The organism is Streptomyces sp. NPDC002779, from assembly GCF_042888685.1.
Classification (GTDB): Bacteria; Actinomycetota; Actinomycetes; order Streptomycetales; family Streptomycetaceae; genus Streptomyces.
In genome coordinates, this window is record NZ_JBIAQC010000042.1 from 1 (window position 1) to 14,256 (window position 14,256).

General features: G+C 67.6%; 7 protein-coding genes and 3 pseudogenes. 5 read left to right on the forward strand and 5 right to left on the reverse strand.

Features of this window, described 5'->3' with window-relative positions; genetic code table 11:
* Nucleotides 1-94: 94 nt before the first annotated feature.
* The 4 genes and pseudogenes from ACFYW5_RS37050 to ACFYW5_RS37065 all read right to left on the reverse strand — a co-directional run.
* Nucleotides 95-3,289, reverse strand: a pseudogene (locus ACFYW5_RS37050) (hypothetical protein); the annotation flags it as partial.
* 230 nt (nucleotides 3,290-3,519) lie between these two features.
* Entirely contained in the window at nucleotides 3,520-6,987 is a 3,468-nt protein-coding gene (locus ACFYW5_RS37055) for a LamG-like jellyroll fold domain-containing protein (protein ID WP_389421551.1), read from the reverse strand.
* A 530-nt stretch (nucleotides 6,988-7,517) separates the two neighbouring features.
* Nucleotides 7,518-7,617, reverse strand: a pseudogene (locus ACFYW5_RS37060) (XRE family transcriptional regulator); the annotation flags it as partial.
* A gap of 148 nt (nucleotides 7,618-7,765) precedes the next feature.
* Nucleotides 7,766-8,482, reverse strand: coding sequence for a Type 1 glutamine amidotransferase-like domain-containing protein (locus ACFYW5_RS37065; protein ID WP_389421552.1), 717 nt, complete (start codon nucleotides 8,480-8,482; stop codon nucleotides 7,766-7,768).
* 700 nt (nucleotides 8,483-9,182) lie between these two features.
* Here ACFYW5_RS37065 and ACFYW5_RS37070 point away from each other — a divergent pair.
* From ACFYW5_RS37070 to ACFYW5_RS37080, 3 genes and pseudogenes are all read left to right on the forward strand, one after another.
* Nucleotides 9,183-10,370, forward strand: a complete 1,188-nt coding sequence (locus ACFYW5_RS37070; RefSeq protein WP_389421553.1) for an MFS transporter — start codon at nucleotides 9,183-9,185, stop codon at nucleotides 10,368-10,370.
* A gap of 277 nt (nucleotides 10,371-10,647) precedes the next feature.
* Nucleotides 10,648-10,806 (forward strand): annotated as a pseudogene (locus ACFYW5_RS37075) (transposase); the annotation flags it as partial.
* Nucleotides 10,807-11,404: 598 nt separating this feature from the next.
* A complete protein-coding gene (locus tag ACFYW5_RS37080; RefSeq protein ID WP_389421554.1) occupies nucleotides 11,405-11,767 on the forward strand; it encodes a hypothetical protein in 363 nt (120 codons plus the stop codon).
* 20 nt (nucleotides 11,768-11,787) lie between these two features.
* Here ACFYW5_RS37080 and ACFYW5_RS37085 read toward each other — a convergent pair whose 3' ends face one another.
* Nucleotides 11,788-12,159: a hypothetical protein gene (locus ACFYW5_RS37085; protein WP_389421555.1), complete on the reverse strand. Its 372-nt coding sequence runs from the start codon at nucleotides 12,157-12,159 to the stop codon at nucleotides 11,788-11,790.
* Nucleotides 12,160-13,138: 979 nt separating this feature from the next.
* Here ACFYW5_RS37085 and ACFYW5_RS37090 point away from each other — a divergent pair.
* Together ACFYW5_RS37090 and ACFYW5_RS37095 are read left to right on the forward strand one after the other, a co-directional pair.
* The gene (locus tag ACFYW5_RS37090; RefSeq protein ID WP_389421556.1) at nucleotides 13,139-13,327 is read left to right on the forward strand and encodes a hypothetical protein; all 189 of its coding nucleotides are present in this window, start codon (nucleotides 13,139-13,141) and stop codon (nucleotides 13,325-13,327) included.
* Complete coding sequence (locus ACFYW5_RS37095; RefSeq protein ID WP_389421557.1) at nucleotides 13,320-14,165, forward strand: sigma-70 family RNA polymerase sigma factor; 846 nt, start codon at nucleotides 13,320-13,322, stop codon at nucleotides 14,163-14,165. The genes ACFYW5_RS37090 and ACFYW5_RS37095 overlap by 8 nt, the downstream gene beginning before the upstream one ends.
* Nucleotides 14,166-14,256: the final 91 nt, after the last annotated feature.

Below are 14,256 nucleotides of genomic sequence, written 5' to 3' on the forward strand. Positions count from 1 at the left end.
AGCCACAAGCGGCAGAGCTTTTTGAACCACACCCGGCACCCCTGGGTGGGTGAACCATACGAAGGGCTCAGCACCTCCCGCAGAACAACGTAGGGGAGGTTTTTGACGTCAACGGACCGTAACCGCTGTCGTCGGGGACGTAGGCCGTGCTGACCGTGCGGCCCAGGGCGTTGGTCTCAGTGAGCGGGCGGCCCAGCTTGTCGAAGGTGGCGCCGGAGACCTTCTGGTAGACCGGTGCTTTGGTCACCGGATCGTAGCTCGCGACCCGATAGGTTGCGGTGATGTCGCCCTTGGTAGGTGCCACGCCCACTGCCTGGCCGTCGTAGGCCGTGGTGGCGTTGGATATGACGTCGTCAGGGACCGTTGGAATGGCCATGCAGCCGACGGAGTAGACCTCGACGCGGCTGACCTTGTTCACCAGCCAGGCCGTCGTGTTGCGGGCGTAGCTGGTGCGGGTGCAGGTCTCGTCGCCGGTCTTGGCGGCGTTGCCGCTGTCCTCGACCGTGAGCGGCATGCCGTACGTGGTGTCGTACGTGGTCTTCTGCTTGACCGTGCGGCTGCCGGTGGAGGTCTTGGTACGGGTGGCGGTCTCGTTGGCCTGGACGATCCAGGACTCGGTGGTGCCCCAGCTGTAGGTGTGGCTGCCGGTCTTGTGGGACCAGGGGGTGTTGATGGTGCCGCTGACTTCTTCGGTGCCGTTGTAGACGATGGTCTCGCGGACGAAGCCGGACAACTGGCGGGCGTCATCGATCGCAGTACCGGTCGAGTCGGTGACCTTCTCCACGCGGGAGGTGCCGTCGAGTTCCTTCTCGCCGTTCAGGCCGCGCATGTAGAGGGTGGACTTCTTCGAGCGGGGGCCTTCGGAGTTACCGGAGGTCTCCACGACCTTGCCGTAGCCGCGCCACTGCGACCAGGTGCGGTTGGAGACCTTGGTCAGGCCCTCGTCATCGGCGTAGCCCCATCCGGCGCCGCCCTGGTAGTCGTAATACGTCTCACCGGTGTCGCTGTGACCGTAGGGGTCGTCCTGGAATGTGGACGTGACGACGTACTTGTGGAACCAGTCGGTGACCGGGGTCGCACCGGACTGAGACCACTTGACCGGGAAGCAGCGGCGGGTGTTCTTGTCAATGGCCGTCGGCATGGTCGAGCCCCAGATGCAGTCAGGGTCCGAGTAGTTGACGGTGATGGTCGAGCCGGTCTCGGACTTGATGGTGCGCACGCGCCACTTGATATAGCGCAGAGTGTCCGGACCGCTGCCCTCGACGTGGTTGGGCATCTGGATGCCGCCGAAGACGATCGGCGGGAGCTGGGCGGCGGTGGCGTTGGCCTTGCCAGTGTTCTGGATGGACTTCAGCCACAGGCTCGGTGAGGAGGCGTCACCGGTGTTGGGGAAGTCGTGGGACAGGTGCCAGGTGTCGACGTCGCGGCGGGTGGTGCCGATGCCGGTCCACACCGAGGTGGTGATGTCGAGGAGCCGCTGGCGGGTGAAGAAGGACGGGCCGATCTGGGTGGTGCACTTGGTGTTGACCGCGCAGATCATGTCGTAGGGGACGTCTGGCCAGTTGGCCTTGGTGTCCTCGGTCAGGCTGGAGCAGCCGTTGACGACGATGCAGCGTTGGCCGTAGGTGAAGCGGACCTGTTGGGCGGCGGGCTTGCTGTAGATCAGGTCGCTGCGCAGGCCGTAGTCGATGCGGTTGAGGTAGCCGCCGCGGGTGTAGGCGCTGCCGTTGACCGTGGTGTCAGCGTTCTTGGAGTAGTAGTTGGTTTCCTTGCTGTACCAGTAGATGCTGGCGTTGCCGTGGGTGTCGACGACGTAGTCGAGGTTCCAGCGCCAGGCCTGGTTGCAGAAGGAGTCGGCGAAGCCGGTGGACTTGTAGCAGGGCTCGCCGGAGTCGTCGCCGAAGACGGGGACACTCCAGGTGGAGAAGGTGGACGGGTCGTCGTCGGCGGTGTCGGTGGTGCCCTTGTCGCTCCAGCCGGGCATCCGGTGCTTGCCGAAGTAGTACTGGGTTCCGGAGGCGTCCGTGACCTTCCAGTACTCGCCGTTGCTGTCACCGTTTCCGGTGGCTCCGGTCAGGTGTTCGACTCGGGTGCCGTCCTCGTTCTTCAGCTTCCAGCTTCCGCCGGACGCCTCGGACAGGGCTGCACTGTCGCAGGCGGCTTTGTCGGCGCAGGTATTGACCAGTTCGACGGCCTTGCCGTTGAGGACGAGCGTGGCGTTGGCGTACTTCCAGCACAGGTCCCCCTTGCTGGAGTGGCCGTCGTCCTTGCAGGACGCGTACTTGCGCTCGATATAGGACTCGGTGATCGAGAAGCCTTCGCCGATCACAGAGGTCTGGTTGTTCTCCCCGGCCGTGCGACCGTCCACCGAGGCAGAGTTGTAAGAGATCGACAGGTTCGGGGACGGGCCGGCCGTGGCCGGCGGGACACGCAGCGGGTAGTTCCAGGTGAAGTCACCCGTGCTGCCGCCCGCCTCCCAGGTCGCGGTCGGGGACAGCGGGGTGGCGCCGTAGTCGCCCCCGCCGCCGGAGCTGGCGGCCGACGCCGCCAACAGCATCGGAGCGCCGGTCTTCAGGCTGGGGGCGGAGACGCTGCCCGTGACGGTCTGGGACTCCGCGTCGTTGTGGGCGCCCGCCACGGGATGCTGGATGCGGCAGGACTTCTTCTGCGGGGTGGTCAGCGCACAAGCCGGGAGCGATACCAGGCGCAGTCTGGGGCCGAAGTTACCGCCGTAGACATCCTTGAAGGAGGAGTAGTCCAGGGAGACCCGGAGCTTGTCGGTGTCACCGGCCGAGCCTTCGGCGGCTCCCGCTGGGTCGACGGTGACCAGGACACCGTTGACACCTGCCTTCTTCGAGGCCGTCCGGGGGTGGACGCGCAGCGCCACCTTCTCGGCCGGACCGGTTGCCTTCGCCTTGGTCTTCGCCGACTTGGCTGACGAGGCAACGGGCTCCTGCGCCAGTGTCAGGCCGAGCCCGCCCACAGTGACAGCTGCCTTGCGGTTCGCCTCGACCTCGGCGGTTGCCTTCCCGGCCCTGGGCCAGGCAGCTTCCTTCATCCGTTCACGGGTCTCGCGGGACGCTGGTGCGGCCTTGTCCTTCGGAGCCTTGGACGTGCCGGGCTTGAGCACACCCACCTTGTCGATCTTGGCGTCGGGCCGGTCCTCCAGCGGCTTGCGGGCGGCCTGGGCTTGGGCCTGCGCCGCGAAGTCGTAACCCGCGGGAACAACGACTTGCGGCAGCAGGGCCAGGGAGATGATGACCGCGCCACGGCCGAGCCAACGGCGGATGACCGCCCCTGGCAACCGTCTACGGAAGGGTCTTGTAGACACGGTGATTCCCGGTTCTTGAAAAATGGAAATGGGCATAAAGCGCTCGGTAGCGCCCACGGCACCCGAAACGCCGGATACAGATGGCGCGTGCGCGCGGATATGTGCGCGTCAGAGCTGTTGAGGAACGGAGCAGGAGAAGGCGGGGCGGGACAGTGCGGGCACGCAGGCCGCACTGTCCCGCCCCGCTCCTACTGCTGCTCGGTGTTGCGCCGGTTGGCGATGGTGTCGGTGGAGGTGGCTCCGGCCCAGACGCGGACGCTGTCGATCGTGCCGGGGAAGTAGCGCGCGGGAGCGCCGTTGATCTTCGCTCGGCCGATCTCGAACGTTCCGCCGCCCTGCCAGGGAGCCGGGTAGGCCACGCCGTGCTCATCCCCCATCAGGGCGCTGTCGACGTAGAGCTTGAGCCCGCCGCGCTGTGAGGTGTCGTCGGCATCGGCTGCGGCCTGGGCGTCGTAGACCACCGTCAGCATGACCGGCACACCGAGCAGCTGGGCCGTGGTGACCGCAGTGGACTGACTCTTGGTCCATACCGCTCCGGTGCCGTCCTTGTCGGGGCGGCCGAAGGTCCAGCGTCCCTGGGTACTGCCGGCCGGCTGCTCATACCAGATACCCCAGGAGGACTGGCTCGTCCCCGACTGGCCGAACACTTGTACCGCGTAGGACTTGCTCGTGTCGGCAAGCTTGTCCGGATCCAGCTTCACCCAGGCGGTCGCCGTGAACGAACCGGAGTCGTCGACAAACGGGCCGGTGGCCGTCGCGTGCGCGCTGGTGCCGTTCAGCGTCATCGTCTGCCGGGTCGTGACCTCTTCTCCGATCTCCGGGTCACCCGTGGTGAACTGGGTCAGCGCCGCACCGTTGAGGGTGAGGTTCCGGCCGAAGCCGCTGGTGTCCTTCACCGTGGTGCCGGTCGCGTTGACCGTGTCCGTGGCGTCCCACTTGGCGACGAGCGCCGGCACCGGGTCACCGGCCGTGCCGTCGCTGAGGTCCTCATCCTCCAGCCAGGCATCGTGGGCGACCTCGGTGTCCGCGAGCGCCCGAGACCAGACCCTCACCTCGTCCACCGTGCCGGGGAAATACTCCTTGCCGGTCGCCGCGTGCCACAGCCGGCCCACCTGCAGGCCTCCGGACGCGTTCCACGCAGTCACGGTGAACGGCACCGGCTTGCCCTGCGGGATGCCGTTGACGTAGAGCTGGATCGTCTGCGCCGCCGCGTCGTACACGCCTGCGAGATGCGTCCAGGCGTTCAGGACCGGTGGTTTGGTCCCGACCGACCGGGTGATCGTAGGGCTGGCGACGTCAGTGTGGTGGCGGTTGAAGATCCAGGCGTTGTAGGCCGTGGAGTAGTACAGCGAGAACCCGGAGGCGTTCGTGCCAGCCTGGGACAGCACCGCGTAGTTGGCGTCCTTCTTCGCCAGTCGGGTCCAGACCGACACAGTGAAGGACTTGCTGGTGTCCAGCACCCCACTCGAGGTGGACAGGTACGCGCTTGTGCCATTGAGCTTCGCCGCACCTGAGCCACTGCGAGTTAGGGCATCCCAGCTAGTCCCCGAGGAGGTCAGCGGATGCGGGGTTGCTGCAGTGGAGTCGGTGAGGCTGTTGTCCAGGTGCCAGATCCCCGAGGGTTTCTCGGCGCCCTTCACGAGGAAGCTGTAATAGGCGGTGAGCGAGCTGTGGCCGGCCGCGTCAAAGCCCCAGACCTGGAGGGTATTCTCGCCTGCCTGGTCCGGCGCGATCGGCACTGTGGCGACCGTGCCCTGCGGGACGGGAATAGGGTCGGACTGCTTGCCGCTGTTCAGCCGCCATTTGTAGCTGACAACGTCCGACTGGATACCGGCCATGGCGGGGTTGGTGTCTGCGGGGGTAAAGGTGAACCTGCCGGCCATGCCCACGCCGCCTGACGCCGGGTGGGTCTCGGCCGGCTGATACAGGTCCCAGCGCAGGCTGCTCACCACCGGAGGTGGCGGCGAATCGGTGTCCACACGGAAGTAGCACCAGGACGACCAGGCGGAATCCAGGACACCGGCAGCACCCCGGTCCGTCATGTAGTACGCCTGCGTCTTGACACGCATCCGGTAATTGGTCTGCGGCGCCAGCGCGCTGGTCGACGCGGTGCGGGGGGCGTTATCGGCCGCCCAGGCGCCGTCCGGTGAAGCGGCGTACCAGACACGGCTGGAGCCGTCGGCCTTCCACACTTCGAACTGGGCGCGCAGCTGTGCCTGGCTGCCGTCCGGCGACTGCACCGTGGCCAGCATCTTCGGCTTGGTGGAGCTGGTGGCGAAGGGCAGCGTGGAGGCGTTGCAGACCCGCCCGATGGTGCCCTGCTGGATGCCGTACGAGGTCGGCTTGCCCGGGTAGGACACATACGTCACCGACAGTTCGGCGTCGTTGCGGAACCGCGCCCAGGCCGCCGCGTCGGACTCGTCGTGCGCGGTCAGCGAGAAGGTGATCGACGCTTCCTTGTTCGCGGCGTAGGACGCAAGAGTCGTCGTCAGGTTCTCGTTCGACTCCCCCTCCACGTTGTCACTGAAGCGCACCCAGTTCGCCGGTTGTGAGGGGTCGCACAAGCTGCCCCGCCCGTAGGCCACATTCCGGTCGCCCATCAGGTCCACCGCCGTGGGACGGGAGGACCATGTTGTGCTGGAGGAGATTCCCTTGTTCACCCGGCTCAAGTCGTACCAGTGCGGCTCGCAGGTGAACGTCCACTCCTGGTACACCTCCATCGTCGCGTCCAGGATCTTCTTGCCGTGGATCGACGACAGCGGGTACTCGAAGTACATACGCTGGGTGTACGGGCTGTAGGAGCACAGGTAGCCGGCGTGGTTGGAGCAGCGCCCAACCCCCTTGTCCCCGTCGAACTCCCAGTACTTGGTGCCGTTGGAAGCCAGGGCCGTCCAGTCGCCCAGCGCGATGCCCTTGGTCGGCGGGTCGATGTAGAGCGGGAAGACGGTGCCCTCGCCGCGCAACAGGGCCGGATCCGGCGTGATCTCCAAGGCGGTATCGGTGACCTTGAGCGGAAGCTCAGCCGCCGCGTCACCACTGCTCGGGGCCTCGGAAGGGGCTGGTTCACCCTTGGCAGCGGGCGACGGGGCCGCCTCCGGATCGCCCACGGTCGCCACCTCTGTTGAAGAGGCGGAGCGGACGAGTTGCGTGGTCACGTTGGAAGTGGCCGGGGTGTCGCCGGCCGAGTCCCACATCCGCCCCGCCGGGCTCTCGAAGACCGACGTGCCGTCGCCGTCGCGCGCGACGAAACCGCCATCAGCCGTCGGGGCGATGTCCAGACCGCCGCCAGAGACGGTCATCCTGATCGTCGCGAGTGCCGGGTTCTTCGCCGCCTCCGCGGTCCTGACCACGAGCACCGAGGTGTAACCCGAGCTCAGCGCGGTCAGTTGCAGATCGACATCCGGCAGGACTCCGGCGTACGTGGCCGTGGCGCCGTCGAGCCGGGGCTCCGGGAGTGCACTGGGCCAGCCGAGCTGCAGCTCGTGCCCCTCGTCCTCCAGCGTGACCAGTCCGGCCCCGCTTCCGCCACCCGAGAAAGTGAGATCGGCCGTCGTGTTCTTCGCCTGCACAGAACCGTCGGCCTCGCGCACGAGCGTGGTGTCAATGGGAGCCCAGGTACCGTCGCCCTTCCGGGCACGGACCGGAGCAGCGTTCATCTCCTGGGTGAAAGTGCCGTCCGGGTTAGCGAAAACCTTCGACGCCGGCGGCGATGGACAGGGACCGGGTGGGCTGTGCAGGCGGCGCTGTGTCTGTTCGGTGTGGCGGCCCTGGCGGAGCCAGCTGTGCGCGGTTTTACCAGCCGGGTGGTGGCTCGGCTGAATGCGGCGGAACCGGGTCTGTGGTCACGGTCGTGGGCGTAGACGGCGCGTTCAGCGGCCGTTTCATCGCCTGTGATGCCCGCGTGCGTGCTGTGCGACCGTCGCCGCGATCGCCTGGCAGTAGCGCATCACGCCCGGTGACCGTTTCACACACGGCTTGGGGTCCTTGGTCATCGGCTCCAAGCAGAAGTGCAAGTAGTCCTTGTCGTGGTGCAGTTCGGTGGTTGTGCCCTCGGTGCAGTACTCGGGATGGGCGCGCTCGTAGGCATTGCAGGGCAGTCGCTGCACCCAGGTGTAGCGGTCGCCCGCGCGCGACACCGCGGCGCCGGCGTCGGCGGTGAGGTCGCCAGTGGAGGCGGCCTGGGCCTCGGCAGGTGGACGGTCAGGCGGCGTATATGCGGGGTCGTCGGTGGTGTCTACGGGGGTGGTATGGCCGAACCGGGCCCGGGTCTCGATGGTCAGTCCGGTGCTGGGAGGGCACAACCGCTACAAAGAGCGCCCCCTACAGCTTCGCGGTCTGCGGGGTCCATGCCGCCGGTTGCATAGTCGTCGTACGACAAGAACAGTTACGCCATGCGCCGCTGCTCGCCCGGCCTGCTGCAAAGGCTGTCAAGGGTCATTGTGCTTCAGGGAGCAAGCGGCACGGCAGGGCTCGCTCCGCGGCTCCTTCCTCATCCGGCTCGATCCGATACAGATGGGCTTGCGGCGTGCGGGTCACCGTTTCCGTCAGGAGGCCGTCCGTGAAGAGGGCGCCGACGCCGTCCTCCAACGCCCACCCGGCGGGCAGCGCGCCGGTGGCTACGGCTGCTTGGTAGGAGGAGCGGCGGCCGGGTTCACTGTCGTAGTGCGGGCAGACCGAGCCGGACAGTAGGCCCAGCCCGTCCGGCAGGAACGTCAGCGGTCCGAAGGAGTCGGTATGCGAGCCTTCGGCCCAGCAGTTGGCGCCAGCGCTGATTCCGCATAGTAGCGTGCCGCGATCGTAGGCCTCGCTCAGCAGCCGGTCCACGCCATGCGCACGCCAGACTGCCAGCAGGTTCGCGGTGTTGCCGCCCCCTACGTACACGACGTCTTGACAGAGTACGAACCTGCGCAACGCGGCGTCATCGAGTTCCCTCCGGAACAGTGTCAAGACACTGGGCTCACAGGCGCGTGGCTGGAACGCGGAAAAGAAGCGGTCGAGATAGCCAGGGGCATCACCGCTGGCCGTGGGCACAAAGCCCACCTTGGGCCGAGAAGCGCGTGCGTGACCAAGCACCCAGTCGTCCAACAGGCCATCATCGTCCATGGAGAAGCCGCCTCCGAGGAGAGCCAGGCGATGCACGGGGATGACCATGGCGGACGTTCCTCCTCAGCCGGCGGGCCCACCAGAGCGGGCGACGCTCCGAACAATGCCGGGCCATCGGCTGCCTCCGCAATTGATTAGTGTCCCCTGGTCGGGAGCATCTCCCCACTCCCCCGCAAGCTTCCAACCGTTGCTTGACCGAGTAGGCGGCGAGGTGGAACGTCTCGGAGATGTGCACGTCGTCGCCCGGCCACCCGTAGGCGAGCAACTCGCTGAACTTCGGTCACTGCAGGGGGTGGAGGCGACTGAAGGTGCCGGCCTGCTCGTCGATGACCCGGATCCTCGGCCCCGGCCTCGGTGGGGAGAAGGTTTTGGCGATCGGTCGGCTGCTGGACGGTCGACGGTCGCTTGTAGACCAGGTTGGCCAAGCCGCCGCCCGTTGTGGCGGTCGCATTCGACCCCGACTGTCAGCCATGCCGGTCATCAGCTTCCCTCGGGCTTGCCGGTATCGGCGTCGCCGTCGGACCCCGGAAGTCCGGGTTCCTTGAACGCAGTGCGTGCGCCTGTCGTCATCCGTTCGTTCGCCTACACGGCCCCCGGAGATGGTGCACTCGTCGTGGGCCCCCGTGTCGCGGTCAAGGGACGCGGTCTTGCTGCGGGTTCTGCGACCGCTGCTAGCCTGCTGTCCATGATCAGGGGCGGCCTGGCAGGCCGAATAGGCCGCATGGCGGGGGCCAGCAGGCCGGAGCGCGTGCTGATCGCCGCCAGTTTCGTCAACCGGGTCGGCAACGGTCTGTTCAATGCGGCGTCGGCCCTCTATTTCACCTTGGTCGTGGGCCTGCCCGCGGTGCAGGTCGGCGTCGCGCTCACCATCGCCGGAGTGATCGGCTTGGGCGCGGGGATACCCGGAGGGCATCTGGCCGACCGGCGCGGGGCGCGCACGATCATGATGCTGGCCCTCACGGTGCAGGCGCTGTCGATGGCGGCCCTCGTCCTGGTCGAGAGCTGGGCCGCGCTCACGATCATCGCGACGGTCGATCAGATCGCCGCGGCGGCCAGTGGGGCGGCTTGGGGTGCTCTGGTGGTCCGGGTCGGGGGTGATCGCCCGGCCCTGTTCCGGGCGAAGTTGCGCACTTTCGTCAACCTGGGCGTCATTCTCGGAACGGTGGGTGCCGGGCTGGCGCTGGCCGCGGACACCCGTGGCGCCTATGTCACGCTGATCCTCGGCAACGCGGCGAGTTTCGCCCTGTGCGCGGCGCTTCTGCTCCTGCTGCCCCGCTATCCGGTGCTGGCCGCACCGCCACAGCAGCGTCGCTGGCTCGCTTTCACGGACCGCCCGTTCCTGACGTTCACCGCCCTCTACGGGGCCATGGGGCTGCAGTACCCGGTTGTCTCGCTGCTCCTGCCGATCTGGATCTCCCAACACACCGAAGCGCCGCGCTGGACGGTGGCCGTCTTGTTCGCCGTCAATGCCGCCTTCTGCGTACTGATGCAGACCAGGATCGGCTCCCGTGTCGAAACCCTGCACGACGGTGGCAGGGCGTTTCGCACGGCGGGGCTGCTCTTCCTCGTCAGCTGCCCGATGATGGCGCTGGCAGCGCACACCCCGGTCTGGGCGGCAGCGGGACTGGTCCTGGCAGCGATCTTCGTCCATAGCCTGGCAGAGGTCTGGGAGTCCTCGGCCGGCTTCGCCCTGGGCTTCGGTCTTGCCCCCGACCATGCCCAGGGCCAGTACCAAGGTGTCCTCGGCCTCGGCTTCAGCGCGGGCCAGGCTCTTGCCCCCGCAATCCTCACCACGGTGGTGCTCGGCCTCGGCACCGCGGGCTGGCTGCTGCTCGCATTGTTCTTCGCCGCGTTGGGTGCTTCCGGTCCGCTTCTTGCCCGCTGGGGCATGCGGACCCGGCCGCAGCCGGGCGTTGCTGCGGAAACAACGGGATGACCAAGAGTAGGTGTGTCCGGCCGCCTGGCTGCAGCGGTCCGCATCGGGGAGGTCAACGCGCAGCGGACTACTGCGCGACCTTTCTCGGTCCGGCTTCGATGCGGGCCAAATCGCTGGTAGCCCTACTCCGTCCGCTGAATGCAGCGGCGGCCGTGCAGGGACCATGCCCACAGTTGAGCGGGGCATCCATCGCGAAGTCCCCCTGACGCCGTTGCTCATGCAGGTGCTCCCCTATTGTCGGCGCCGACCGGGCCGCTCCGTCGACAGCTTTGGCTGCGACGCCAAGGACGCCACCGTCATCGCCGATCAGGCCCGGATGCGTCGCGACCTCACGGTCCTGCAACCGGACGACGAACAAGCCATCGAGCTGCGGGTCCTCACCGGCCGCCGGGCTGACCTGAACGCGGACCGCACCCGCAGGATCAACCGCCTGCGCGGTCACTCTGAGGCGTTCAGATAGCGGCCGGGCTGCTGGAATGCCCGCTCGAAGCGGGCAAGCGCATTGGCGACCGCGTTGGGCCACAACTCCTGATCCTCAACGCGGCGGATCGCAGCCCGAGTACGTGCGGACACACCCCGCACCCTCACCACCCGGTACTGCCAGCGTGGCTGCCACCGCTGTGCGCGGACAGCCTTCGGACGCCTACGCGGCATCGCTCCTTGGCATCAACATGAAGCCATCCTGCCACCACCGGGCACCAGAACGGACACTCCGTCCAGGTGCCCGCCGCCAGTCACCTGCCGGAGCCCGCCCGCCACCTCCGGCCGCAGCCGAACAACCCATCCTTGAACCGCTGTGGTGGTGGGTGGGAGCAGCTCACCCGGCGAGGGGGCGCAAGCGCCCCGGTGGGTCCATGGGTGGCTGCGCGCGCTCGAAGACCGCAAGCTTGAGAGGCTGCAGGACCGACTGGAGATCATCGACGGCCGCCCTGTCGGCGCCGGTCTGGTTCTCGACGCGTGAACAACCTGCTGGCTGATGGGCGATGCGCCGGCATAGCCAAAGCCAAAAGCTGCTGGGCAGATATGGTTACGGAATGATGGAAGGACTGCCTGCAGACGTAGCCGAGGTGCTTGCGGCAGTCCTGAGCGCGGACAATCCGGTTCATGCCGTGCTCCGAAGGCAGGTTCCACACCTCAGCGTGCGATCGCGTTGCACATGCAGGTGCGGCACCGCCTACTTCGACCTCGACGCCAGCGAGGCAGAGCCTGCGCCCACCGGACCCGGCACTGTCGTGGCGGCCGAAGCGCAGCTCGTCACCGAAGCCGGCGAGTGCCCGGGTGAAGTCCTGGTCTTCACGCAGGGCGGCTACCTGTCATGGCTGGAAGTCTGTTCATGGAGCGACGACATCCACGTGACCCTGGCTGCCGCCCGTCACTGGTTGCAGGCATGCTCTTGAACTCGGATATGGCCGGTGGGTCACCAGCAGGGGGAGCTGACGTTGCCCACCTCGTTGCCCTTGAGCAGGCCGCCCCAGATGTACCTTTCATCCGAGAGGTACACCCACTTGTTGTGGGTGTAGCCGTTGGCGGAGACGGTGCCGCCTTCGAGCCAGCACACGGCGGTGAGGTTCTGGTTCGCCGCGACGGTGTAGGCGATGCGGTAGCCCGTCGCCGGCCCGATCCGCACATTGCCCTGGATCCAGGTGGTGACCGTCTCGAACTGGGCGCTCACCTTCGTCCGCTCGGCTTGCCGTGCTTCCGCTGCGGAGGCCGGAGCCGCCATACCGGCGGCGGCCATCACACCCACGGATACCGCCATCATGATCTTGGCCAGCGGGCGGGAACTCATCCTGTACATCTCCTGCTTCCCCCTGATGGATTCCGGGAGGCCCCGGTGCGGGCGGCGTCCCTCGTGCGGCCAGCGTCGCCCGCGGTACAGCGCCGTACAAGCTTTTCGAACATCCCCGAAACGTCGCCGCGACCCTCCCCCGCGGGGGCCAAAAGCCAGCGCCCGCAGGCCATAACAGCCCAGCATTCGCTCGTTGCGGCCTCGCCCCCGGAACCTTCCCGCCACCTGCGAAGACAGCGAGGAGCAGGTGCGACCGGAACGGCATGGACACCCTCACCGGAGGCGAGGCGCGTCCCTGGATTGAGCTGCAACCACACCACAGCGTCTTTGCGTACCAGGAAGACGAACATCCCTGGCTGCCTGGCCGGTTGGGCGCTGGGCCGCAGGCAGACGCCGACAACCGGCTCGCCACCCACCAGACGGGGGCCGCCGGCTTCCGGCGCCGAGGGGGCGTGATGGAGACGGCGACGACACATGGGGCAACCGGTTCCAGCGGGCCGTACGCCTGACCACCGAACAACTCGAGGTCCAGCTCGCCTCCCTGCCGCCCTCGATCCCGTCGTGTGGGGCACCGAGACGTCCATGACCGCCGAAGCCTCCCCGCTGCGAACTTTGCCCGTCCGCAGCGATGACGGTGAACTTCGGCAATTCACATGGATCACGACCACACCCGCCCTCCCCGCTCGGTACGGTCCGGCAGAGCGCCACTCGCTCACCTTGCCGGGCGGGACCGTCGATGATCAGCGCCAGCCCCGTCAACACCGCGGCGCCACACACGATCGCGCCGACGACGTCGCCCCAGCTGCTCGACCTCCCCTCTGCGCAGTGGTGGGCGACATGGCGCCCACCCCTGCCAGGAGACGCCCAACAGAATTTTTTCGGTGCCGTGTAAAGAATCCGGCGGCTGTACGTCTCTCAGCATCTGTACGGCCGCCGCTGCTTCACCGTGAGGCGCTGGGCCGCAGACTGAGGAGGTCCGGTGGAGTTGACGGGTGTTGGCGTCGCGGTGTTCCTGATCCTGCTCTTCGCGCCGGCGCTGAGCAGCGTGCTGAAGAGCATCGCGTTCCGCAACCGCGCGGCGGGCAAGGCCGAGATGATGCGTGCGAAGGACAGGTCCGGGCGGGCGCCGATGGGGCGCCGGACGGGGAAGCGGGGGCGGCGTGGCTGATCGGGACAGGCCGCGGTCGAGGCACGCCGATGCGCTGGCGGAGCTGGTCGAGGAGCGGTACGACCGGATGGTCCGCTTCGCGGCCAGCCGGCTGCGCGACTATGACGTACCGCGGTCGTCCGCGGACCCCGAGGACGTGGTGCAGAGCGCCCTGAAGTCCGTGCTGGCCCAGGACAAGCCGATCGGCAACGTGCGCAGCTACCTCTACGCCTGCATGACCCATGAGGTCGAGCGTGCGGCCCGGCTCCACGACGCGGGCCGGGGGTATGAGTCCCTCGACGCGGACGTGCGGTTCGAGGACGAGCCGGCGGTCCGGCCTGTCGAGGAGGCCGAGCTGCGGCACGTGATCGACGAGGCACTGGCCGGTCTGCCGCTGCAGCAGCGCAGGGTGATGCTGCTGACGAAGGAGCTGGGGATGACCCACAGGGAGGCGGCCCGGGTGCTGGGAGCCGCACCAGGAACGGTGGGCGTCCACGGGCACCGGGCGCTCCTGGCGCTGCGCGTGACCCTGGCGGGCCTGGGTACGGCGCTGGTCGCATGGGTGGCCGCGAGCGTGGCGTTCGGCGTACGGGAGATCATCCCGGCCGCCGGCGTTGAGACGACGCTGATCGGGTTCGCGGTAACGCTGGACCTTCTCGTCCTGGGCAGTGTCGTCATGTCCGTACTGGGGGTGGCGGTGTCGACCCGGCCCCTCTGGCGAGCATCGGATCGGCGGGTACGTCGTCATCGTGCGGCGCGGAGCGCGGTCGAGGCGCCGGAAGAGGAACCCATGTCGGCCCGGTTGGCGGGCTCCCCTAATCCAATGGACAGTGGCGGGGATTGGACCTACGAGCGCTAGTAGGGCTTGGTCAGCTTCGTTTGTGAGTGGCGTGTCTGTTGGGCTGTTGGTGTCGTTGTGATGGTGTGACACCTGGTGAGATGGCCGAGGT